This window comes from Achromobacter sp. SLBN-14 (assembly GCF_006715415.1).
In the GTDB taxonomy this organism is placed as follows: Bacteria; Pseudomonadota; Gammaproteobacteria; order Burkholderiales; family Burkholderiaceae_B; genus Achromobacter; species Achromobacter mucicolens.
This window is the reverse complement of sequence record NZ_VFNE01000001.1, coordinates 5,788,366-5,810,193: the sequence shown is the minus strand read 5'-3', so window position 1 is coordinate 5,810,193 and position 21,828 is coordinate 5,788,366. Positions and strand designations below refer to the sequence as shown.

The 21,828-nt window shown below is 67.2% G+C and carries 19 protein-coding genes; 14 read left to right on the top strand and 5 right to left on the bottom strand.

The genetic code is table 11. The features are described 5' to 3' along the window. Positions 1-16: 16 nt before the first annotated feature. A complete protein-coding gene (locus FBY20_RS26645; RefSeq protein WP_142055541.1) occupies positions 17-3,166 on the top strand; it encodes an efflux RND transporter permease subunit in 3,150 nt (1,049 codons plus the stop codon). A 4-nt stretch (positions 3,167-3,170) separates the two neighbouring features. Then, complete coding sequence (locus FBY20_RS26640) at positions 3,171-4,607, top strand: efflux transporter outer membrane subunit (RefSeq protein WP_142055539.1); 1,437 nt, start codon at positions 3,171-3,173, stop codon at positions 4,605-4,607. Between the two features lie 72 nt (positions 4,608-4,679). Here the strand turns inward: FBY20_RS26640 and FBY20_RS26635 are convergent, their stop codons facing one another. Then, complete coding sequence (locus FBY20_RS26635; protein WP_142055537.1) at positions 4,680-6,020, bottom strand: MFS transporter; 1,341 nt, start codon at positions 6,018-6,020, stop codon at positions 4,680-4,682. 73 nt (positions 6,021-6,093) lie between these two features. Further along, a complete protein-coding gene (locus tag FBY20_RS26630) occupies positions 6,094-7,755 on the bottom strand; it encodes a GMC family oxidoreductase (protein ID WP_142055535.1) in 1,662 nt (553 codons plus the stop codon). A gap of 136 nt (positions 7,756-7,891) precedes the next feature. On the opposite strand from FBY20_RS26630, the gene FBY20_RS26625 reads away from it, so the two are divergent. Next, entirely contained in the window at positions 7,892-8,746 is an 855-nt protein-coding gene (locus tag FBY20_RS26625; protein WP_056317121.1) for an IclR family transcriptional regulator, read from the top strand. A gap of 30 nt (positions 8,747-8,776) precedes the next feature. On the opposite strand, the gene FBY20_RS26620 is transcribed toward FBY20_RS26625, so the two are convergent. Further along, positions 8,777-9,205: a VOC family protein gene (locus FBY20_RS26620; RefSeq protein ID WP_056317125.1), complete on the bottom strand. Its 429-nt coding sequence runs from the start codon at positions 9,203-9,205 to the stop codon at positions 8,777-8,779. Between the two features lie 102 nt (positions 9,206-9,307). Here FBY20_RS26620 and FBY20_RS26615 point away from each other — a divergent pair, with 102 nt between their 5' ends. From FBY20_RS26615 to FBY20_RS26565, 11 genes are all read left to right on the top strand, one after another. Continuing rightward, the gene (locus FBY20_RS26615) at positions 9,308-9,652 is read left to right on the top strand and encodes a GFA family protein (RefSeq protein WP_056317126.1); all 345 of its coding nucleotides are present in this window, start codon (positions 9,308-9,310) and stop codon (positions 9,650-9,652) included. Between the two features lie 86 nt (positions 9,653-9,738). Next, on the top strand, positions 9,739-10,146 hold the full coding sequence (locus FBY20_RS26610; RefSeq protein WP_142055533.1) for a carboxymuconolactone decarboxylase family protein: 408 nt from the start codon (positions 9,739-9,741) through the stop codon (positions 10,144-10,146). A 13-nt stretch (positions 10,147-10,159) separates the two neighbouring features. Beyond that, on the top strand, positions 10,160-10,771 hold the full coding sequence (locus tag FBY20_RS26605) for an LON peptidase substrate-binding domain-containing protein (protein ID WP_142055531.1): 612 nt from the start codon (positions 10,160-10,162) through the stop codon (positions 10,769-10,771). A gap of 27 nt (positions 10,772-10,798) precedes the next feature. Further along, positions 10,799-11,725, top strand: coding sequence for a hypothetical protein (locus FBY20_RS26600; RefSeq protein WP_142055529.1), 927 nt, complete (start codon positions 10,799-10,801; stop codon positions 11,723-11,725). Between the two features lie 156 nt (positions 11,726-11,881). Next, positions 11,882-12,562, top strand: a complete 681-nt coding sequence (locus FBY20_RS26595) for an RraA family protein (RefSeq protein WP_142055527.1) — start codon at positions 11,882-11,884, stop codon at positions 12,560-12,562. Further along, on the top strand, positions 12,559-13,761 hold the full coding sequence (locus FBY20_RS26590) for an aminotransferase class I/II-fold pyridoxal phosphate-dependent enzyme (RefSeq protein WP_056317138.1): 1,203 nt from the start codon (positions 12,559-12,561) through the stop codon (positions 13,759-13,761). The genes FBY20_RS26595 and FBY20_RS26590 overlap by 4 nt, the downstream gene beginning before the upstream one ends. A gap of 82 nt (positions 13,762-13,843) precedes the next feature. Continuing rightward, positions 13,844-14,665: an ABC transporter substrate-binding protein gene (locus FBY20_RS26585; protein WP_056317141.1), complete on the top strand. Its 822-nt coding sequence runs from the start codon at positions 13,844-13,846 to the stop codon at positions 14,663-14,665. A gap of 124 nt (positions 14,666-14,789) precedes the next feature. Continuing rightward, complete coding sequence (locus FBY20_RS26580; protein WP_056317142.1) at positions 14,790-15,479, top strand: amino acid ABC transporter permease; 690 nt, start codon at positions 14,790-14,792, stop codon at positions 15,477-15,479. After that, positions 15,472-16,161, top strand: a complete 690-nt coding sequence (locus FBY20_RS26575; RefSeq protein ID WP_056317143.1) for an amino acid ABC transporter permease — start codon at positions 15,472-15,474, stop codon at positions 16,159-16,161. Before FBY20_RS26580 ends, FBY20_RS26575 begins: the two co-directional genes overlap by 8 nt. 11 nt (positions 16,162-16,172) lie before the next feature. Continuing rightward, entirely contained in the window at positions 16,173-16,907 is a 735-nt protein-coding gene (locus FBY20_RS26570) for an amino acid ABC transporter ATP-binding protein (RefSeq protein WP_142055525.1), read from the top strand. Positions 16,908-16,932: 25 nt separating this feature from the next. Continuing rightward, positions 16,933-17,928 (top strand): LysR family transcriptional regulator, encoded by a 996-nt coding sequence (locus FBY20_RS26565; RefSeq protein WP_142055523.1) that lies wholly within the window; start codon positions 16,933-16,935, stop codon positions 17,926-17,928. 155 nt (positions 17,929-18,083) lie between these two features. Here FBY20_RS26565 and FBY20_RS26560 read toward each other — a convergent pair whose 3' ends face one another. Together FBY20_RS26560 and FBY20_RS26555 are read right to left on the bottom strand one after the other, a co-directional pair. Then, positions 18,084-18,467: an I78 family peptidase inhibitor gene (locus FBY20_RS26560; protein ID WP_056317153.1), complete on the bottom strand. Its 384-nt coding sequence runs from the start codon at positions 18,465-18,467 to the stop codon at positions 18,084-18,086. A gap of 121 nt (positions 18,468-18,588) precedes the next feature. Then, on the bottom strand, positions 18,589-21,828 hold the full coding sequence (locus FBY20_RS26555; RefSeq protein ID WP_174245454.1) for an error-prone DNA polymerase: 3,240 nt from the start codon (positions 21,826-21,828) through the stop codon (positions 18,589-18,591).

Genomic DNA, 21,828 nt, shown 5'->3' with positions numbered 1-21,828 from the left:
AATCCGAGGTTAGACCATGTCCAAGTTTTTCATTGGCCGCCCCAATTTCGCCTGGGTGGTGGCCATCTTCATCTCGCTCGCGGGGCTGCTGGCGATTCCGTCGCTGCCGGTGTCGCAGTTTCCGGTGGTCGCGCCGCCGCAGGTGACCATTGCCGCCACCTATCCGGGCGCCTCCGCGACCGTGCTGGTCGATTCGGTTACCAGCGTCATCGAGGAAGAGCTGAACGGCGCGAAGAACATGCTGTACTACGAGTCGTCCAGCAGTTCCAGCGGCAGCGCGGAAATCACCGTCACGTTCCAGCCCGGCACCGATCCCGACCTGGCGCAGGTCGACGTGCAGAACCGGATCAAGAAGGCCGAAGCGCGCCTGCCCACCGCTGTGACGCAGCAAGGTCTGCAGGTTGAGCAGGCCAGTTCGAACTTCCTGATGATCTACGCCCTGACCTACAAGGGCGACGATGCGCACAAGGATGTGGTCGGGCTGTCCGACTACGCCGCGCGCCACATCAACAACGAGATCCGCCGCGTCAATGGCGTGGGCAAGGTGCAGTTCTTCGGCGCCGAAGCCGCGATGCGCGTCTGGATCGACCCGCAGAAGCTGCTGGGTCTTGGCCTGTCCGTGGCGGACGTCAACGCGGCCATTGCCGCGCAGAACGTGCAGGTGCCGGCCGGCAGCTTCGGCAGCCGTCCCGGCGCGCCCGAGCAGGAGCTGACCGCGACGCTGGCCGTCAAGGGCACGCTGGACAACCCCGAGGAATTCGGGCGCATCGTCCTGCGCGCCAATCCGGATGGTTCGTCCGTGCGCCTGGCCGACGTGGCGCGCCTGGAAGTCGGCCGCCAGAGCTATGACTTCGAAACGCGCCTGAACGGCAAGAAGGCGGTTGGGGCGGCGGTGCAGCTTGCGCCGGGCGCCAACGCCATCGACACCGTCAAGGCCGTGAATGCCCGCCTGAAGGAACTGTCGGCCTCGTTCCCCGAAGACATTGCGTACTCGGTGCCGTTCGACACTTCCAAGTTCGTCAGCGTGGCCATCACGAAGGTGGTGCACACGCTGCTGGAAGCGATGGTGCTGGTCTTCCTGGTGATGTACCTGTTCCTGCAGAACTTCCGCTACACGCTGATTCCGACCATCGTCGTGCCGGTGTGCCTGCTGGGCACGTTCGCGGTGATGTCGGTGCTGGGCTTCTCAGTCAACATGATGACCATGTTCGGCATGGTGCTGGCCATCGGCATCCTCGTGGACGACGCCATCGTGGTGGTTGAAAACGTCGAGCGCATCATGGCCGAGGAAGGCCTGTCGCCGCGCGAAGCTACCGTGAAGGCGATGGAACAGGTGTCCGGCGCCATCGTCGGCATCACGCTGGTGCTGTCGGCGGTGTTTTTGCCGCTGGCGTTCATGAGCGGTTCGGTGGGCGTCATTTACCAGCAGTTCTCGCTGTCGCTGGCGGTGTCGATCCTGTTCTCGGGCTTTTTGGCGCTGACCTTCACGCCGGCCCTGTGCGCCACGTTTCTCAAGCCCATTCCGAAGGGCCACCACGACGAAAAGAAGGGCTTTTTCGGCGGATTCAACCGCGCGTTCAACCGCCTGACGGGCCGCTTCGAGGCGCTCAATTCCCGCCTGGTGCGCCGCACCGGCCGCTACATGGTGATCTACGCGGCCATCGTTGCCGTGCTGGCCGTGCTGTACATGCGCGTGCCGGAATCCTTCGTGCCGCCGGAAGACCAGGGCTACGTCATCGTCGACGTGCAACTGCCGCCGGGCGCGACGCACGTCCGCACCGACAAGGTCGTGGCCGACGTCGAGCAGCACCTGCTGTCGCTGGACGCCATGGGCGATGCCTTCACCGTCATGGGTTTCAGCTTCTCGGGCACGGGTCAGAACGCGGGCATCGCGTTCCCGACGCTCAAGGACTGGTCCGAGCGGGGCAAGGGTCAATCGGCCGCCGACGTGGCCGACAGCGTCAACGCGCGTTTCGCGGTGATCGACGACGGCGCGGTCATGGCCGTCAACCCGCCGCCCATCGACGGATTGGGCAACTCGGGCGGCTTCGCGCTGCGGCTGCAGGACCGCGGCGGCGTGGGCCGCGCGGCGCTGACCGAAGCGCGCGACCAGCTGCTGGCGCAGGCCAACAGTTCGCCCGTGATCGCCTACGCCATGATGGAAGGCCTGGCCGACGCGCCGCAGCTGCGGCTGGACATCGACCGCGAAAAGGCCGAGGCGCTGGGCGTGGGCTTTGACGTGATCAGCACCGCGATTTCATCGGCCTACGGGTCGGCCACGGTCAACGACTTTGCCAACGCCGGCCGCCTGCAGCGCGTGGTGGTGCAGGCCGACGTGCGCGACCGCATGACGCCCGAGAGCATCCTGAAGCTGAACGTGCCGAACAAGACCGGCGGCATGGTGCCGCTCAGCGCGTTCGTGAAGACGGACTGGGAGAACGGCCCCGTGCAGATCTCCCGCTACAACGGCTATCCGGCATTCAAGATTGCGGGCGACGCCATGCCCGGCAGCAGTACCGGCCAGGCCATGGCCGAGATCGAGCGCATCGTGGCCGGCTTGCCGGAGGGCATTGGTTACGAATGGACCGGCCTGTCGTACCAGGAGAAGTTCGCGGGGTCGCAGGCGCCGATGCTGTTCGCGCTAGCCTTCCTGGTGGTGTTCCTGCTGATGGTCGCCCTATATGAAAGCTGGTCGATTCCGGCGTCCGTGATGCTGATCGTGCCGATTGGCGCGCTGGGGTCGGTGCTGGCGGTGACGGTGCTGGGCATGCCGAACGACGTGTACTTCAAGGTTGGCCTCATCACCATCATCGGCCTTGCGGCCAAGAACGCCATCCTGATCGTGGAGTTTGCCAAGAGCCTGCGCGAACAGGGCCACAGCCTTGCCGACGCCGCCATCCAGGCCGCCAAGCTGCGCTTCCGTCCCATCGTGATGACGTCGCTGGCGTTCATCCTGGGAGTGGTGCCGCTGGCGTTGGCCTCCGGTGCGGGCGCGGCCAGCCAGCGCGCGCTGGGCGTGGGGGTGATCGGCGGCATGCTGACCGCCACGCTGCTGGGCGTGATCTTCGTTCCCATCTTCTTCGTGTGGGTACTGTCGCTGGTGCAGCGCAAGCGGGGCAAGTCCTCGCCCGCCGCCAACGCCGCGCCGCGCACCGTGCAGGAGTAACGCCATGATGCAGACCTTGTTTCCCTTGCGGCTGTCCGCCTTGCTGCTGACGGCGGCGCTGGCGGGTTGCTCGCTCGCGCCTGTCTATGAACGTCCGGCGTCTCCCGTGGGCGACCACTGGAGCCTGGCGGCGTCCGGCCCCGGCGAGTCGGCGGCGGCGACGCTGGACTGGCAGTCCTTCATCACCGACGACGCCTTGCGCAAGCTGGTGGAATTGGCGCTGGCCAACAACCGCGACCTGCGCCAGACGCTGCTCGACATCGAGGCGGCCCGGGCGCAGTACCAGATCACCCGCGCGGACCGGCTGCCCGGCATCGACGCGCAGGGCACGGGCACGCGCCAGCGTGTGCCGGCAGACCTGAGCAGCACGGGCGCCTCGTCGGTCCAAAGCAGCTATCAGGCCGGCCTGGGCTTGACCGCCTTCGAACTGGACCTGTTCGGCCGCGTGCGCAGCCTGTCGGATGCCGCCTTGCAGGAGTACCTGGCGACCGAGGCGACCGCGCGCAGCGCGCAGATCAGCCTGGTGGCCGAGGTGATCCAGGCGTATGTGGCGCGCGATAGCGCGCAGCGGCGCCTGGATGTGACGCGCCAGACGTTGGCCAGCCGCGAGGCGTCGCTGGCGCTGACCGCCAAGCGCCGGCAGGTGGGCGCGGCCACCGCGCTCGACTATCAGGAAGCGCTGGGCCTGACCGAGCAGTCACGCGCCGAGCTCGAGCGCACGGATCGCGAGGTCCGCCAGGCCGGCAACGCGCTCGGCCTGCTGGTGGGCATCAGCGACCTGTCGCCGTATCTGCCGGCGCGCACGGCCGATGCCCCGATGCTGGTGCAGGAGATCGCGGCGGGCGCGCCATCCGCGCTGCTGGAAAACCGGCCGGACATCCTGGCCGCCGAACATGCGCTGCAGGCGCGCAACGCCAGCATCGGCGCGGCGCGGGCCGCGTTCTTTCCCAGCATTTCGCTGACCGGCCTGTTCGGCAGTTCCAGCGCGGACCTGTCGGGCCTGTTCGAAGCCGGCCAGCGCGCCTGGTCGTTCACCCCGCAGATCACGCTGCCGATCTTTGCCGGCGGGCGCAACGTGGCCAACCTGGATCTGGCCACCGTGCGCAAGGACATCGCCGTGGCCCAGTACGAGCGCACGATCCAGACGGCGTTCCGCGAGGTGTCGGACGCGCTGGTGGCCACCGAGACGCTGCGGCGTGAAGAGGCGTCCCGGCTTGCGCTGGCGCAGTCCAGCCAGGTGGCCCTGCAGCTGTCCGAGGCGCGCTACCGCGGCGGCGTGGACAGCCATCTGCGCTATCTGGATGCGCAGCGCAGCGCCTACACGGACCAGATCGCTTACATCGACGTTAGCGCGCAGCGCCAGGCGGCGCTGGCGACCTTGTTCAAGGCGCTGGGCGGCGGGTGGCCGGCCCAGCAGCCGCCGCAGGCGGCACGGGACTGAGCGGCGGGGGGGCGCCGTACGGACCCCCGGTTGTGACCCGTGCGGATCCGCTGCGCACGGGCCGCCCGCCGCCTACGCCTTGCGCAGCCCGGCCCGCTGCATGGACGGCTGGCTTGCGTCGGCCACTTCCACCGGCTGCCTGCCGCGCCCGATCAGCCACGCGCAGAAGGCCGACACGACCCCCGCAAACATCACGTACAGGCAGATCAGCCACGGCTGCCCGCCGCCCGTCTTGAGCAGTGCGGTGGCGATGATCGGCGTGATACCGGACGCGAAGATGCCCGAGAACTGGTAGACGAACGAGATGCCGGTGTAGCGCACCTTGGCATCGAAAAGTTCGCAGAACAGTGCGGCCTCCGGACCGTACACGGCGGCGTACAGGATCCCGAACGGAATGATGATGGCCAGCCAGATCAGCATCACGTTGCCGCCGCTGTTGATCATCATCCAGAAGCCGGGGAACGACGCCGCGGCGGTGATGAGCGACCCCCAGAAGTACACACGCGTGCGGCCGATGCGGTCGGACAGCCGGCCGAAGAAGGGGATGAAGAAGCACATCACCAGCGCCGCCGCCATCACCCCGATCAGCGCCTCGGTCCGGGTAATCTGCACCGATTGCGTCAGGAACGAGATCGAGAACACGCCAAAGACGTTAAAGAACACGCCGTCGATATAGCGCGCGCCCATCCCCTTGACGACGTTGCCCGGATAGCGGCGCATCATGTCCATGAACGGGATGCGGCTTTCGGCGTTCTGGGCCTTGACCGCCGTGAACTCCGGCGTTTCCTTGATGTTGAGCCGGATGTACATGCCCACGGCCACCATCGCGGCGGACGCCAGGAAGGCGACGCGCCAGCCCCACGCCATGAACTGCTCGTCGGTCAGCAGCACGGACAGCAGCGCCACCGTGCCCGAGGCCAGGCAAAGTCCGATCGCCAGCCCGATCTGCGGCAGCGACGCGTAGAAGCCTTTCTTGTCGGGCGGGGCATATTCATAGGCCATGAGCACCGCGCCGCCCCATTCGCCGCCCAGCCCGATGCCCTGGAACACACGCAAGAGCAGCAGCAGGATGGGCGCCCAGATGCCGATCATCTCGTACGTGGGCACCAGGCCGATCAGGAAGGTGGCGATGCCCATGATCATCAGCGTCATCACCAGCATGCTCTTTCGGCCGATGCGATCACCGAAGTGACCGAAGATCAGCCCGCCCAGCGGCCGGGTCACGAAGCCGACGGCGAACGTCGTGTAGGCCAGCATGGTCGAGACCAGCGGATCGCCGGTGGGAAAGTACAGCTTGTTGAATACGATGCCGGCGACGACGCCATACAGGAAAAAGTCGTACCACTCGATGGTGGCGCCGATCAGCGAGGCGGTGACGACTTTGCGCACCGCCGCTTCGTTTTGCTTGGCCATGTCCAGTCTCCTTTGGTGGGTCGGCCGGACAATCTGCGCTGCCGCGGCCGGGTCTGTCCGCGATATGCGTTTCCTAACCGGGGTCCGTCATCTCCATCCGCGCGGGCGTGCGCACGGTCTGCGCGCGCGCCTGCCGCACGTCCTGCAGCATGAAATCCGCCGCGCGCTCGGCCAGCATCACGACCGGCGCGTTGGTGTTGCCCGAGACCAGCGTGGGCATGATCGAGCAATCGACCACGCGCAGCGCCGACACGCCGTGCACGCGCAGGCGCTCGTCGACCACGGCCATGGGGTCGCTGCGCGGACCCATCTTCGCGGTGCCCGAAGGGTGGAAGATGGTGGCGCCGTACTCGCGGCAGAAGTGCAGGATCTCGTCGTCTGTCTGCACGTCCGGGCCGGGGCGGAATTCGCGTTTCATCAGGCCGGCCAGCGGCTCGGTCGCGGCGACCCGGCGCGCGTACCGGACAGCGGCCACGGCCATGCGGCGGTCCAGCTCCGTCGACAGGTAATTCGGCAGCATGGACGGCGCCTCGAACGGGTCCGTGCTGCGCAGCCGCACGCGGCCGCGCGAGCTGGGGCGCAGCTGGCAGACCGAATAGGTGCAACCCGAGAAGGGATGCACCTTGCCGCCCGCCATGTCGGCCGACAGCGTGGCGAAATGGAACTGGGTGTCGGGCGTGCGGCTGGCCGGATCGACCCGGCAGAACAAGCCGCCCTGGTTGATGCCCACGGCCAGCGGACCGCTGCGCAGCAGCAGCCATTGCAGTCCCATGCGCAGGCGGCCGTGCAGCGTGCGCAACTGGTCGTTGGTGGTGATCGGGCGCGTGGTCTGGTAGATCAGGCGGATCTGCAGATGGTCCTGCAGGTTTTCGCCCACGCCGGGCAGGTCGCGCACGATGCCGATGCCGAACTCGCGCAGCAGGCTGGCCGGGCCGATGCCGGACAGCTGAAGCAGTTGCGGCGATTGCAGCGCGCCCGCGCAAAGCACCACCTCGCGCCGGGCGCGCAGCGTTCGGATCTGGCCATCGCGGCGGTAGCGCACGCCGCAGGCGCGGCTGCCTTCGAACAGCACGGCCATCGCGTGCGCATCGGTTTCGATGCGCAGGTTGGGGCGGTCCTGCGCGGGCCGCAGGTAGGCGACGGCCGTGGAGCATCGTCGCCCGTTGCGCGTGGTGAGCTGGTAGTAACCCACGCCTTCCTGGTCGCCCGAATTGAAGTCACGGACGCGCGGCACCCCCAGCTTGCCGGCGGCGCCGATCAGCGCTTCCACCAGCGGATGCGGCGTCTTGATGGACGTGGCGTTCAGCGGGCCCTCGGTGCCGCGGGTGGGGCCCGGGCCCAGATCGTTGTTTTCCAGCTTGCGGAACCAGGGCAGGCAGTCGTCCCAGCCCCAGCCCGGGTTGCCGGCTTCGGCCCAGGCGTCGTAGTCGTCGCGCTGGCCGCGGATGTAGATCAGGCCATTGATGGAACTGGAGCCGCCCAGCGTGCGGCCGCGCGGCCAGTAGATGCGCCGGTCCAGCATGTTGGGATCCGGGTCGGTGTAGTAGCCCCAGTTCACCACCTTGTGGAACATCGTCTTGCCGTAGCCGATGGGAATATGGATCCACGGATAGGTGTCCTTCGGACCGGCCTCCAGCAGGCAGACCGAATGCGCGCCGTCCGCGCTCAACCGGTTGGCCATCACGCATCCGGCCGAGCCGGCGCCCACCACGATGTAATCGACGGTATCGGACATTTCCGCGCGGTCTCCCTTATATTTGTTCGGCATGACCGGCCGGTGCAGGCTCCGCAATGCGGACCAGGCCGGCATCTGAGGCGATTCTAGGAAGCGCGCGCACAGAACAAAGCACAACACGCGCTGGGGCGGAGAAATGGAACAGAACATGCGGCTTCGGTTTCAAAATCGCAGTGCAGCATCGCAGGAGCCGGCCGATGGCCGGTCCGATGACGCGGGCGGACAGCAGGAGGCCGCCCGTTCGTTGCGGGCGTTGCTGGTGCTGGATCATCTGGCGCGGGCGCAGCATCCGCCCACGCTGGCGCAGCTTGCGCAGCGGCTCGACATGCCCAAGACCACGTTGATGCGCCTCTTGGCGGCCATGCAGCGCGCCGGCTTCGTGGCCGCCACGCCTACCGAAAACGGTTTCGTGCCGGGGCCGCAGGCCACCTCGCTGGCGCTGGCCACGCTGCGCGCCTGCGCCTTCACCCGCGCGTGCCGCGCCGTGCTGACCCAACTGGTGGGCACGCTGGGCGAAACCTGCAACCTGACCGCGCCCGACGGCGACCGCGTCGTCTACATGGAGCGCGTCGAGACCAATGAGCCGTTGCGGCTCTTTTTTGCGGTGGGCAGCCACGTGCCCATGCACTGCACGGCAAGCGGCAAGCTGTTCCTGGCCTCGATGAACCGTCTGGAGCGCAGCCGCGTGCTGGCCCGCCTGCCGCTCACGCGCAACACGCCGCGCACGCTGACCGACCCGGCCCGGCTTGAGGCCGAGCTGGAGCGGCTGGCCGTGCGCGGCATCGGCATCGACAACGAGGAATTCGTGCGCGGCATGAGCGCGGTGGCGGTCCCGGTGCGCGACGGCGAAGACCGCGTGGTCGCGGCGGTGGCTTGCCATGCGCCCACGGCGCGCGTGATGCTGGACGATCTGCTGCGCGCCGTGCCGGTGCTGCAGCGCGCGGCGCAGTCGCTGCACGAGGTGCTGGCGGCGCACCGGCCGGGCGGTTGAACCTGGCGCCGGGCACAGCCGTCCGGGCCATCAGTGGGTCATGCGGCCCCCGCTCACCATCCAGCGCGTGCCATACCGGTCGACCAGCGCGCCGTAGGCTTCTGCCCAGAACGTCTTTTGCAGCGGCATCGTGACGCTGCCGCCTTCGGCCAGAAGGTCGAATACCCGATGCGCGTCCGACACGGTGGGATACACGAGCGCCAGCGCCACTCCCCGGTTGCCGGGGTAGGGGTGTCCGGCGGTGGCGTCGCTGCCCAGCAAGGTCTGCTCATCCAGCGTCAGGCGGGCGTACATGACGCGTCCGGCGTCCTCGTCGGACAGAATGGGCATGACGGCATCGGCGGGCGCATCGGCATAACGGACCAGCGCGTCAAGGCGGCCTCCCAGCACGCGTTCGTAAAAGCGCATGGCTTCGGCGCAATTGCCGTCGAAACTGAGATAGGCGGATAACTGGGGCATGATGGCTCCGGGCGGGGTGAAGTGCGGCGGGTCCGCATGGGCAAGGCGGGCGGCACAGGCCTATGATGGGAGTCTGATCCGATAACGGCCGGGAGACAATCCATGCAACAAGGAAGCTGCCACTGCGGACAGATCGCCTATGAAGTCGATGGCGATGTGTCCCAGGTGCTGGAATGCAATTGCTCGCACTGCAGCCGCAAGGGCTATCTGCTGTGGTTCGTGCCGCGCGCCGCGTTGCGCATCACGTCCTCGACGCAGACGCTATCCACGTACACCTTCAACAAGCACGTGATTTCGCACCATTTCTGCGCCAATTGCGGCTGCGCGCCATTCGGTTTCGGCGTGGGCGCCGAAGGCAAGGAGACCGCGGCCGTCAACGTGCGCTGCCTGGAAAATGTGGACTTGAATGCGCTGACCCGCATTCCCTACGATGGCCGCAATACCTGATTGGCGGCCCCGGCCCCCGACGGATCGGAACAGGGCTGCCGCGAAAGGGCGGCGGCGTCACGATTTTTTCACGATGGAGCGGTGCAATGAGCACGGTAAGGCTGCTGAGCGATGACGAGATCCGTAGAAGTCCCGAGGCCTGGGCGGTGTTGGAAGACATCCGCGCCACGCGTAAATCGGACTTCGTCAACAATTTCTGGCGGGCGCTGGCCAACGATCCGCCGCGGATGCGCAGCGTCTGGGAGCAGCTCAAGACGGTAATGATGACCGAGGGCGAGCTCTCGCCGCTGGTGCGCGAGCTGATCTACATCGCGGTGTCCACGGCCAATGGGTGCTCGTATTGTGTTCATTCCCACACGGCCTCGGCCCGCGCCAAGGGCATGACCGACGGCCAGCATGCGGAATTGCTGGCGGTGATCGCGATGGCGTCGCAGACCAACGCGCTGGCGACGGCGCTGCAGGTGCCGGTGGACGAAGCGTTCCACGTGACATGAACAGGAGGCGGCCATGTCGCTGATTCCCTTGTTTCCATTGTCCAACGCGCTGTTTCCCGACGGCGTGGTGCAACTGCGCATCTTCGAGGTGCGCTACCTGGACATGATCCGCCGCAGCATCGCCGAGAACACCGAATTCGGCATCGTGGGCCTGCTGGCCGGTAGCGAGGTCCGTTCCCCGGAAGGCGAGGAGACGCTGTCGCCGGTCGGCACGATGGCCCGGGTTGAACGCTGGGAGGCGCCCATGCCGGCCTTGCTGGAAATCCGGTGCCGCGGCGGGGAACGCTTTCGGCTGCGGTCCAGCGAGGTGGCAAAATACGGCCTTTGGATGGGCGAGGCCGAGCCCATCGCGGACGATCCGCCCACGCCCGTGCCGGCAACCATGCAGGCCAGTGCCGATGCGCTGGGCCGGCTGGTGGCGCAGTGGCAGCGGGACGGCGTGCCCGCCGAACGTATGCCGCTTGCGCCGCCGTTCCGGCTGGATGACTGCGGCTGGGTGGCGAACCGCTGGTGCGAACTCTTGCCTTTGCCGCCGGACGACAAGGCGACCCTGCTGGCGCTGACCGATCCGGTCTCGCGGCTGGCGGCGATCCAGGACGTGCTGCGCGGACAGGGGCTGGCGTAGCGCGCGGCCCGACTTTATTTGGACACCATGGAAATCAGAGTAGACGAAGGCCTGCGCGCCTATATAGACCCGCTGACCGAGGACGAACACGCCGCGCTGGAGCGCAGCCTGCTGGCCGAAGGGTGCCGCGACGCCCTCGTGCTGTGGGGCGATCTGCTGGTCGACGGCCACAACCGCTATGCCATCTGCGTCAAGCACGACATTCCCTTCAAGACCATCCAGCATCCGCACTTCAAGTCCATCGAGGACGTGCATCTGTGGATGATCGAGAACCACCTGGGCCGGCGCAGCGTGTCGGACTTCCAGCGGGGGGTGCTGGCGCTGCGCAAGAAGGAGATCCTGCTGGCGCGCACCGGGCCTGAGGCCGGCGCGGCGTCTGGCGAGGGGGCGACAGAAGGCGCTGGCTCCGACGGATCGCCGCCCGACGGATCGCCGCCCGACGACTCCCCGCCGTGGGATGAAGACGCGCCCGGGACTGCTGCCGCGCCGATGCGTGGCCACGCCAATCCGGACTGGAAGCCGGCCGTGCCCAGCCGGCAGGCCCTGGCGCGCGCCGCCCGCATCAGCAGCAACACCCTGGGCCAGATCGAAAAGATCCAGAAGTCCGCGGCGCCGGAATTGGTGCGCGCGGTCAAGGAAGGCGCCATCTCCATCAACGCCGCGGCGGCCGTCGCGTCGCTGCCGGCGGAACGGCAGGCTGCCGCGGTTGCCGGCGGCCGCAAGGAATTGCAGCAGGCCGCCCGGGAAGTGCGGCAGGCCAAGGCCCCGCCACCCCGCGAGGCGCCGCCCGAGGAGCCCATCGAGAACATCGCCGACATGCCGGCCGAGATCGCTCGGCTGCGCCAGTTGCTGGCCAAGCTGACCGACGAGCGTGACCAGCTCAAGAAGAAGGTCATGCACCTGACGGTGGCGTTGTCCGAGGCGCGCAGCGCGTCGGGCGCCGGCGACGACTGAGCACGGATGCACGAATAAGGGATAACCCTTAATCGGCGTAATCCACGAAAAATATTCGTGGATCGCTGGGAATTTATATCGTTTTGAGGAAAGGCTTGCGCGGCTTTGTAATGCAGGTTCGCTTCAACGCTCCTTGCATTCACACTGACTTTCCTTATGAATCCCATCGGATATCGCATTCTTTCCCGTACCGCGCCGGCCGTCGCCGCCGACGTGCTGGCCGGCTTTGCCACCATCGGCTCGGCCCAGATCAGCGACTGCATGAATCGTCTGTACGGCGTGTCGGGCCTGCGTCCGCTGCATAACGGCGCACGCCGCACGGTCGGCGTGGCGCTGACCGTCAAGACTCGTCCGGGCGACAACCTGATGATCCACAAGGCGATTTCGCTGGGCGGGGCGGGCGACGTGATCGTCGTGGACGGCGCGGGCGATACCAGCAACGCGCTGGTGGGCGAACTGATGATGATGGACGCGCAGTCGCGCGGGATCGAAGGATTCGTGATCGACGGCGCCGTGCGCGATGCCGACGTATTCGCGCAGGGCGAATTCGGCTGCTTTGCGCGTGATGTTTCGCACAAGGGGCCTTACAAGGACGGTCCGGGTGAGATCAACGTGCCCGTGTCGGTGGGCGGCCAGGTGGTCAACCCCGGCGACGTGGTCGTGGGCGACGCCGATGGCGTGGTGGTGATTCCGGCCGAGCATGCCGGCGCCGTGCTGGCGCTGGCACTCAAGAAGGAAGCCGACGAAGCCGTGTCCAAGGAAAAGCTGCGTGCCGGCACGTACACCAAGCCGTGGCTGGAAAAGACCCTGGCCGAAAAGATGGGAGCGGCCAAATGAGCATCGTCGCCGACCGCATCAAGCGCATCAAGCTTTCGCCCAGCGTCGCCGCGCGCGCCATCATCGCCGAACTGCGCGAACAGGGCCGCCGCATCATCGACCTGACCATCGGCGAACCCGATTTCTCGACGCCCGAACACATCCGGCAGGCCGCGACGGCCGCCATGAACCGCGGCGAAACCAAGTATCCGCCGGCCCAGGGCACGCTCGCCCTGCGCAAGGCCGCGGCCGCGCACCTGCTGGAAGCGACTGGCGTGACGTACCCGGCTTCGCGCGTCATCGTCAGCACCGGCGCCAAACAGGTGATCTTCAACGGCCTGGCCGCCACGCTGAACGATGGCGACGAAGTGCTGATTCCCGCGCCGTTCTGGGTGTCCTATCCGGACATGGTCCTGGTCAACGGCGGCGTGCCGGTGACGGTGGAAACGTCGCCCGCAAGCGACTACAAGGTCACCCCCGACGCCCTGGAACGCGCCATCACGCCGCGCACCAAGTGGCTGATGATGAACGCGCCCAGCAACCCGACCGGATCGGTCTACACCGCGGAAGAACTGCGCGGCCTGACCGAGGTCCTTGCGCGTCATCCGCACGTCTGGCTGATGACCGACGACATCTACGCGCGCCTGAACTTCACGGGCGAGCCCACCGTGCATCCGCTGCAGGTGGCGCCGGAACTGGCCGAACGCACCCTCGTGGTCAACGGCGTATCCAAGGCCTACGCCATGACGGGCTGGCGCATCGGCTACGGCGCCGGTCCCGATGAGCTCATCAAGGCAATGGCGATCCTGCAATCGCAAAGCACGTCGGGCGCCTCGTCGGTCAGCCAGGCGGCCGCGCTGCAAGCGTTGACGGGCCCGCAGGACTGCGTCGTGGAGTTTGCCAAGGTGTTTCGCGAGCGCCGCGACCTGGCGATCGCCGAATTGTCCGGCACGCCGGGCCTGGACATCGTGGTGCCGCAGGGCGCGTTCTACGTCTTTCCGGACTGCTCGGGGCTCTTGGGCAAGAAGACGCCGGCCGGCGACGTGATCGCCAGCGATACCGACCTGACGCACTACCTGCTGCGCGAAGCGGGCGTGGCGGTCATCGACGGTCACGCCTACGGCGCGCCGGGCACGTTCCGGCTGTCGTTCGCGGCCTCGCTGGACGATATCCGGCAGGGTTGCTCGGCGATCCGCGAGGCGTGCGCCAAGCTGGCCTGATACCCGGCACTCGATACCTTAGACCGAGATTCAACGTCCTATTCAGTCTGTTCACCAAACAACCAATCAAGGGGAATGAACCATGAAGCGTCACACTTTCTTTGCCGCCTGCCTGGGCCTGGCTACGCTGGCCGCGGGCGGAATCGCCCACGCCGACCAGCTTGACGACATCAAGGCGCGCGGCGAGCTGGTCTGCGGCACGTTGGGCACGTCGCAACCCTTCAGCTTCCAGGACGCCGCGACGCGCCAACTGGTGGGCTATGACGTGGACGTTTGCAAGCTGGTCGCCGACAAGCTGGGCGTCAAGGTCAACTACAAGCTGCTGTCGGTGGCGGCGCGCGTGCCCGAGCTGAACGAAGGGCGTGTGGATATCCTGGCGGCCAACCTGGGCTATTCGCCCGACCGCGCCCAGCAGATCGCCTTCAGCCACTCGTACTACGTCAGCCCGCAAAAGCTGATGGTGCGCAAGGATTCGGGCCTGGATTCGATCGAGGCCCTGAACGGCCGCCGCATCGGCGCGACCAAGGGGTCCAGCTCCGAGCGCGAGATCAAGCGCATTCTGGACAAGTCGCAGGTGATCGGCTACGGCGACAGCTCGGCCACGTACCTCGCCCTGCAACAGAAGAAGGTCGACGCGCAGTTCGCCTCCGAGCTGGTGCTGGTGCGCCTGGTGCTGCAAAGCCCGCCGACCGCGCCGGTCAGCGTCATCCCGAAGGCGGTGTTCGATGAGCCCTGGGGCCTGGGCGTGCGCAAGTCCGAACCGCGTTTCCTGGAAACGGTGAACCAGGCGCTGGACGAGGCCGAAGCCTCCGGCGCGGCGGCCAAGCTGTTCAACAAGTGGTTTGGCCCCGAGACGCCGTACAAGCTGGAACGCAGCTTCAAGATCGGCCCGATCGCCGGCTGAGGCACGGACCCGGGCGTTTCCCTCGCGCCACTCCCGTCACGGCTTCGGCGCGTCCCGCAAGGCGGCGCGCGCGAAGCCGTGATGCTTGGCGCCGCGCGCCCGATCGCAGGAGATTGACAGGTTTATGAGCTTTCTAGACGCTTCCCAATACCAGCTGCTGCTCAGCGGCATGGCGGTCACCGTGCAGCTGTTCCTGGTTGCATGGGTCATGGCGTTCACCATCGCGGTGACGCTGGTGGTGGTGCGCGCCACCAATCTGGCGCCGTGCCGCTGGCTGGTCGACGCCTATGTGGAATACCACCGCAACGTGCCCCTGCTGGTGCAGGTGCTGTTCTGGTACTTCGGCATGCCCGAATTGCTGCCCGAAGGATTCCGCATGTGGCTGTACGCGCACAACGCCGAAATGTCGCTGGCGGCGATCGCGCTGGCGCTGGGGTCGGCCGCCTATATCGCCGAAGACATCCGCAGCGGCCTGCGCGCCATTCCGGGCACGCAGTTCGAGGCCGCCCGCGCGCTGGGCGCCAGCTATCTGCAATGCATGCGCTTCGTGATCGTGCCGCAGGCGCTGCGCATCTCCATTCCGCCGCTGGTCGGGCGCGCGCTGCTGCTGTTCAAGAACACCAGCGTGGCCATGGCGATCGGGGTGATGGAGCTGACCTACCAGGCGCGGGAAATCGAAAACGAGACCTACCGCACCTTCGCCACCTTCGGCGCGGCGACGATCATGTACCTGCTGGGATCGTTCCTGATCATGGCTTTCGGATCGCGCATCTACGCCCGTTATCGTCTGAACCGCGGAGGCCACGGTGCTTGATCTGCTGATGCAATACTGGCCCACGCTGCTCGTGGGCCAATACCCCAACGGCCCGCTGGGCGGACTGGCGCTCACCCTGATCCTGGCCGCGCTGGGCCTGGCGATGTCCCTGCCGCTGGCGCTGTTGATCGCGCTGGCGCGTGTCAGTCCCTATGGCTGGCTGCGCACTGCCAGCAAGGCGCTGGTCAATGTGGTGCGCGGCATGCCGCTGCTCATGCTGATCTTCTGGGCTTACTTCGTCGTGCCCAAGATCACCGGGCAGGTGGTCAGCGGCTTCTGGACGCTGATCTTTGCGCTGGTGGTCTATGAAAGCGCCTACCTGTCCGAGGTGATCCGGTCGGGCATCGAGGCGGTGCCGCGCGGGCAGATCGAAGCCTCGCGCTCGCTAGGCGTGGGCTACTGGACGACGATGCGCAAGGTGGTGCTGCCGCAGGCGCTGTTCAACGTGCTGCCCAGCATGACCAGCCAGTTCGTGTCCACCATCAAGGAAACGTCGCTGGGCTATGTCATCAGCGTCAATGAACTGACTTTTGCCGCCAACCAGGTCAACAACCTCGTGCTGACGCAGCCGCTGCAGGTGTTCGGCATTCTGGCCATCATCTACTTCTTGGTGTGCTTCAGCCTGAGCCGCGGCTTGAGTTGGCTGGACCTGCGCATCCGCCGCTCGCGGGCCATGGCTTAAAGGAACAAAACATGATCAATCTCGAAAAAGTGAACAAGTGGTACGGCGAGCATCATGTGCTCAAGGACGTGGACCTGTCGGTGGCGCGCGGTGAGGTGGTGGTGATTTGCGGCCCGTCCGGGTCGGGCAAGTCCACCATGATCCGCACGATCAACCGGCTGGAGCCCATCGAGAAGGGCCGCATCCTGATCGATGGCCAGGACATCTACCAGAAGGGCGCCAACCTGAACGCCCTGCGCCAGAAGATCGGCTTCGTGTTTCAGCAGTTCAACCTGTTTCCGCACATGAGCGTGCTGGAGAACGTGATCTTCGCGCCGGTGAACATCCGCAAGCAGCCGCGCAAGCAGGCCGTGGAGCTGGCGCGCAGCCTGCTCGACCGCGTGGGGCTGGCGCACAAGATCGACGCCTATCCCGGATCGCTGTCGGGCGGCCAGCAGCAGCGGGTGGCGATTGCCCGCGCGCTGGCGCTGCAGCCGCCGGTCATGCTGTTCGATGAGCCGACCAGCGCGCTCGACCCGGAGATGGTGGGCGAGGTGCTGCAGGTGATGAAGGGGCTGGCCAAGGACGGCATGACGATGGTGTGCGTGACGCATGAAATGGGCTTTGCGCGCGACGTCTGCGACCGCGTGGTGTTCATGGACGCGGGCGAGATCCTGGAGATGGACACGCCCGAGCGCTTTTTCAGCGCGCCGGCCCATCCGCGCGCGCAGCGCTTCCTGGCGGACATCCTGCATCCGCGGGGATGATCCGGGCCGAGCGGCCTCGGTGGTAATGTTGGGGGTTTCCATGCGCTTTTCTTCGACCGCGGCGATGTACACCCTCAAACAGCTGGAGGCCTTTTATTGGAGTTCCGAACTGGGCAGCTTCAGCGCGTCGTCGCGCAAGCTGCACACCACCCAATCGGCCGTGGCCAAGCGGGTGGGCGAACTCGAGGCCTTTGCGGGAGCGCCCCTGTTCGAGCGGCGGGCCAAGAAACTTCTGATGACCCCGCAGGGCCGCAAGCTCTTTGAGCTGGCGAGCCAGATGCTGGAGCTGAACAGCCGGATCGTCCAGAACATGGCCGATCCGGCCAGCTTTGAAGGCGTGGTGCGGCTGGGCGTGACGGAACTGGTCGGCATGACCTGGCTGGCCGGGCTGATCAAGCAGATCAGCCAGCGCTACCCGCGCGTGCAACTGATGCCCGAGATCGACGGCGGCATTACGCTTTACGAGCGGCTGGAGCAGGACGAACTGGACCTGGCGATCATGCCGGGTCCGTTCTGGGGCTACCAGTACGATTGCACGCACCTGGGCGCGGTCACCAATGTATGGATGGCCAGCCCGGCGCTGGACATCGATTTCGCCGCCGCGCTGACGCCGCAGGACCTGGCGCCGTACCCGGTCATTTCGCAGCCCACCAATTCGGCGCTATCGCATCTGTATGACGCGTGGTTCGCCGAGCAGGGAATGCCGGTCAAGCGGGTGCTGACGTGCAACAGTCTGGGCATGATGGCCCAGCTGACGATGCTGGGATTGGGGATCAGCTATCTGCCGGGCGCCTACTTTGCGCCGCTGGTGGCGCGCGGGGCGCTGTGCCAGCTGAATGTGCAGCCGGACCTGCCGACCATCAATTACTACGCGGTGCACAAAAAGAACATCGTCAACCCGGTTGTGTCCCGGGTGATCGACATTGCGCGCGAGGAATGCGCCTTCGAGGTGGCGGGCGCGTTCCTGCCGCATGTGCCGCCGGCGGCGCGGCCGCTCGGGGTGGGTGAAAAGGGCGGGTGAAAAGCGCGAGTGGAAAGGGCGGGTTGGCCGATCGGGACCTGGCCGGATATTGATTGGCAAGGCCAGCGACCGGTGGGGCCGCTGGCCTTGCGCTTGTCTTGTTGCGGCGCCCGGTCCTGCCGCTGAGGCGGCCGGACGCGGGCCGGCTGGCGCCGTCAACCGCAGCGGATTGCCGTCATCACGTCCTTGTCGTCCACGATGAGGTTCAGGCGGGTGTTGTTGTATTCCATGGTGACCACCTGGCCCGGGCGCAGCATGCGCGCGGTGGCGCTGCCGCTGCGCGTGCGCATGTCTTCCATGACGGAGGGCGTGGCTTTCTGGCCGATAAGCGATTGCAGCGCGCCCGCGTCGCAGCTTTTGCCGCTGGTGCTGCCGGGCATGGACGAGGATGAACCGTAGGAAGCGCCAGCGCCGGTGCTCGAGGAAGAGGACGCGCTCGAGGAGCTGGATGCCGGCGCGCTGGATGTGCGCGAACCGCCAGTATTGGCGCACGCAGCCAGGCTGGCAACCAGCAGGAAGGGGATCAGCTTGCGGATCATGTAGGACTCCTTACAACGAGCGGACAAAAACCCATGATAGACCAGCGGCGATGCGCTGTGGTCAAGGCGCGGCGGCCCCTGTGCAACCGGGCAACAGCGGCAAGCGGCTGGCCGCGCAGCTTTAGTGGAAATCGCGGCTTTGCGCCGCCAGTCCGCCAAGCAGGTCGGACATATCCACCAGCCGCTGCGCGATCAGGTGGCGCACGCCGTCCACGCTTTGCCAGGCGCCAAAGACCCCCAGCAGGGTGGCGCCCAGCAGTTCGCGGCGCTGGCGTTCGATGAGGTCGGGGCGGACCACCACGTTGACCGGGCCGGTCTCGTCTTCGAGGGTCACGAAGATGACGCCCTTGGAGGTCTGGGGGCGCTGGCGCACGGTGACGATGCCGCAGGCGCGGGCGACGCGTTTGTTGGGATAGCCGTTCAGCACCGAGGCGGGCTGGAAATTGCGGGCGGCCAGTTGCGGGCGCAGCAGCGACACGGGATGGCTGTGCAGCGTCAGGCCCACGCTGCGGTAGTCGGCGGCCACGGTCTGGCTTTCGGATGGGGCGGACAGTTGCGGGGCTTGGGCGTCCACGATCTCGGCGTCGCGCAGCAGGTCGCGGCTTTGCACGCTGGCGGCGGCCTCCCAGCTGGCCTGGCGCCGGTGGCCGGCCAGGGTGCGCAGCGCGTCGCCCGCGGCCAGCGCATTCAGGTCGTGGCGGTTGAGCCCGGCGCGGCGAGCCAGGTCGGCGGTGTTGGCAAAGGGGGCGTCGGCCCGCGCGGCTTCAATGCGGCGGGCAGTGTCCTCGCGCATGCCCTGCAGCAGGCTGAGGCCCAGCCGCACGGCGGGACGGGGCTCGGCGGCGGGCGGCGCGTGGTGATGCGCCCGCCGCCGGGCGCCGGGATGGCCGCCGGGCAGTATTTCCAGCACGGAATCCCAGCCGCTCACGGTGACGTCTGCGGGCAGCACGCACACGCCGTGGCGGCGCGCGTCCTGCACCAGCTGCGCGGGCGCATAGAACCCCATGGGCTGGGAATTGAGCAGGGCGGCCAGGAAGGCCTCGGGTTCGTGGCGCTTGAGCCAGGAACTGGCATATGCCAGCAACGCGAAACTGGCCGCATGGCTTTCCGGGAAACCGTATTCGCCAAACCCTTCCACCTGACGGAACAAGGCTTCGGCGAAGTCCAGCGTGTAGCCGTGCGCCAGCAGCCCGCCCACCAGCTTGACGCGGAACTTGTCCACGCCGCCCTTGCGCCGCCAGGCCGCCATCGACCGGCGCAACTGGTCGGCTTCGCCCGGCGAGAAACCGGCGGCCACGACGGCGATCTGCATGACCTGTTCCTGGAAGATGGGCACACCCATGGTGCGGCTGAGCACGCCGCGCACTTTTTCGCTGGGGTAGGTTTCGTCTTCCTTGCCCTGGCGGCGGCGCAGGTAGGGATGGACCATGCCGCCCTGGATCGGGCCCGGGCGCACGATGGCCACCTGCACCACCAGGTCGTAGTATTCGCGCGGCCGCAGGCGCGGCAGCATGGTCATCTGCGCGCGCGATTCGATCTGGAAGACGCCGATGGTGTCGGCATCGCAGATCATGTCGTAGGTGGGCGCGTCGCCTTCCGGGATGTCCTGCAACGCCAGCGGCTGGCCGCGGCGCTGGCTGGCCAGTTCCAGCGTGCGGCGCAATGCCGACAGCATGCCCAGCGCCAGCACGTCCACCTTCAGCAGCTTCAGGGCATCCAGGTCGTCCTTGTCCCATTGCACGACGCTGCGGTCTTGCATGGCGGCGTTTTCAATGGGCACCAGGCGCGAGAGCTTGCCGCGTGAAATGACGAAGCCGCCCGGATGCTGCGACAGATGGCGTGGAAAACCCATCATGGTCTGCGCCAGCGACGCCCACTGGCGGGCCACCTGGGATTCGGGGTCCAGGCCGCAGGCGCCCAGCGTGCGCAGCATTTCCTTCTTGCCGTCCCACCACTGGTGGGCGCGGGCCACGGCGTCGATGACGCCCGGGTCCACGCCCAGCGCACGCCCCGTGTCGCGCAGCACGCTGCGCGGCCGGTACGAGATGACCACCGCGGTCAGGGCCGCCCGTTCACGGCCGTATTTGTCGTAGATGTACTGGATGACTTCTTCGCGGCGCTGGTGTTCGAAGTCGACGTCGATGTCGGGCGGTTCGTTGCGTTCCTTGCTGATGAAGCGTTCGAACAGGTTGTTGCCGCGCTGCGGGTCCACGGCGGTGATGCCCAGGCAATAGCACACGGCGGAGTTGGCAGCCGAGCCCCGGCCCTGGCACAGGATGCCGGCGTTGCGGGCGAACTGCACGATGTCGTAGACGGTCAGGAAATAGGCCTCGTAGTTGAGGTCCGAGATGAGTTCCAGTTCCTTGTCGATCTGCGCCGTGATGCCGTCGGGAACGCCCCGCGGAAATCGCCGGGCGGCGCCGGCCAGCGCTTCCTGGCGCAGGTAGCTGGCCGGCGTGTGGCCGGGCGGCACGATCTCGTCGGGGTATTCGTAATGCAGTTCGTCCAGTGAAAACGTGCAGCGGCGCGCCACGGCCAGGGTCTGCGCCAGCGCGTCGGGCGGGTACAGACTGGCCAGCCGCATGCGGCTGCGCAGGTGTTGTTCGGCGTTGCCGGACAGCGCGTAGCCGCATTGCGACACCTGCTGGCGGGTGCGGATGCCGGTCAGCGTGTCGTGCAGCGGCTTGCGCGAGCGGACATGCATCTGCACCTGGCCGACCGCCACGATCGGCAGTTGCGAGGCCTGGGCGGCGTGCTCGACGGCGGCGCGGTGCAGGTCGTCGCGCGACTGGTGCAGCAAGGTCAGCCCCACCCACGCCCGCCCCGGAAAGACGCGTGCCAGCCAGCGCGCCTGGTCGGCCATGCGGTCGGCGTCGGTGCCGTAGGCGGGCGTCAGGATGGCCAGGCATTCCGGCAGGTTGCGCAGGTGCGCGTACCCGGCGGGCGGATCGGCAATGTCTTGCGGCGCCAGCCGGTATTCGCCCTTGGGCGCCCGGGTGCGGCCCAGCGTGATGAATTCGGACAGGTTGCCGTAGCCCTCGCGGGTCTGCGCCAGCAGGGTCAGGCCCAGCGGTGCGGCGTCGGGCGCGGCGCGCAGCTGGAACGTGGCGCCGATGATGAGCGGCAGCCTGAGGGTCTTGGCTTCGGTATGGGCGCGCACCACGCCGGCCAGCGAGCATTCGTCGGTCAGGGCGAGCGCGGCATAGCCCAGTTCGGCCGCGCGGGCGGTCAGTTCCTCGGGGTGCGAGGCGCCTTGCAGGAAGGAAAAATTGGACTGGCATTGCAGCTCGGCATAGCCGGGCAACTGGGCCAGGGTCTCAGCCGGGTCCAGCGGATCGGGGGCGTCGTCGTCCATGCGCAT

Excerpts from the sequence above, each read along its gene's own strand:
- FBY20_RS26645 (WP_142055541.1), top strand. The coding sequence starts at position 17 with ATGTCCAAGTTTTTCATTGGCCGCCCCAATTTCGCCTGGGTGGTGGCC.
- FBY20_RS26640 (WP_142055539.1), top strand. The coding sequence starts at position 3,171 with ATGATGCAGACCTTGTTTCCCTTGCGGCTGTCCGCCTTGCTGCTGACG.
- FBY20_RS26635 (WP_142055537.1), bottom strand. The coding sequence starts at position 6,020 with ATGGCCAAGCAAAACGAAGCGGCGGTGCGCAAAGTCGTCACCGCCTCG.
- FBY20_RS26630 (WP_142055535.1), bottom strand. The coding sequence starts at position 7,755 with ATGTCCGATACCGTCGATTACATCGTGGTGGGCGCCGGCTCGGCCGGA.
- FBY20_RS26625 (WP_056317121.1), top strand. The coding sequence starts at position 7,892 with ATGGAACAGAACATGCGGCTTCGGTTTCAAAATCGCAGTGCAGCATCG.
- FBY20_RS26620 (WP_056317125.1), bottom strand. The coding sequence starts at position 9,205 with ATGCCCCAGTTATCCGCCTATCTCAGTTTCGACGGCAATTGCGCCGAA.
- FBY20_RS26615 (WP_056317126.1), top strand. The coding sequence starts at position 9,308 with ATGCAACAAGGAAGCTGCCACTGCGGACAGATCGCCTATGAAGTCGAT.
- FBY20_RS26610 (WP_142055533.1), top strand. The coding sequence starts at position 9,739 with ATGAGCACGGTAAGGCTGCTGAGCGATGACGAGATCCGTAGAAGTCCC.
- FBY20_RS26605 (WP_142055531.1), top strand. The coding sequence starts at position 10,160 with ATGTCGCTGATTCCCTTGTTTCCATTGTCCAACGCGCTGTTTCCCGAC.
- FBY20_RS26600 (WP_142055529.1), top strand. The coding sequence starts at position 10,799 with ATGGAAATCAGAGTAGACGAAGGCCTGCGCGCCTATATAGACCCGCTG.
- FBY20_RS26595 (WP_142055527.1), top strand. The coding sequence starts at position 11,882 with ATGAATCCCATCGGATATCGCATTCTTTCCCGTACCGCGCCGGCCGTC.
- FBY20_RS26590 (WP_056317138.1), top strand. The coding sequence starts at position 12,559 with ATGAGCATCGTCGCCGACCGCATCAAGCGCATCAAGCTTTCGCCCAGC.
- FBY20_RS26585 (WP_056317141.1), top strand. The coding sequence starts at position 13,844 with ATGAAGCGTCACACTTTCTTTGCCGCCTGCCTGGGCCTGGCTACGCTG.
- FBY20_RS26580 (WP_056317142.1), top strand. The coding sequence starts at position 14,790 with ATGAGCTTTCTAGACGCTTCCCAATACCAGCTGCTGCTCAGCGGCATG.
- FBY20_RS26570 (WP_142055525.1), top strand. The coding sequence starts at position 16,173 with ATGATCAATCTCGAAAAAGTGAACAAGTGGTACGGCGAGCATCATGTG.
- FBY20_RS26565 (WP_142055523.1), top strand. The coding sequence starts at position 16,933 with ATGTTGGGGGTTTCCATGCGCTTTTCTTCGACCGCGGCGATGTACACC.
- FBY20_RS26560 (WP_056317153.1), bottom strand. The coding sequence starts at position 18,467 with ATGATCCGCAAGCTGATCCCCTTCCTGCTGGTTGCCAGCCTGGCTGCG.
- FBY20_RS26555 (WP_174245454.1), bottom strand. The coding sequence starts at position 21,828 with ATGCGCATGGACGACGACGCCCCCGATCCGCTGGACCCGGCTGAGACC.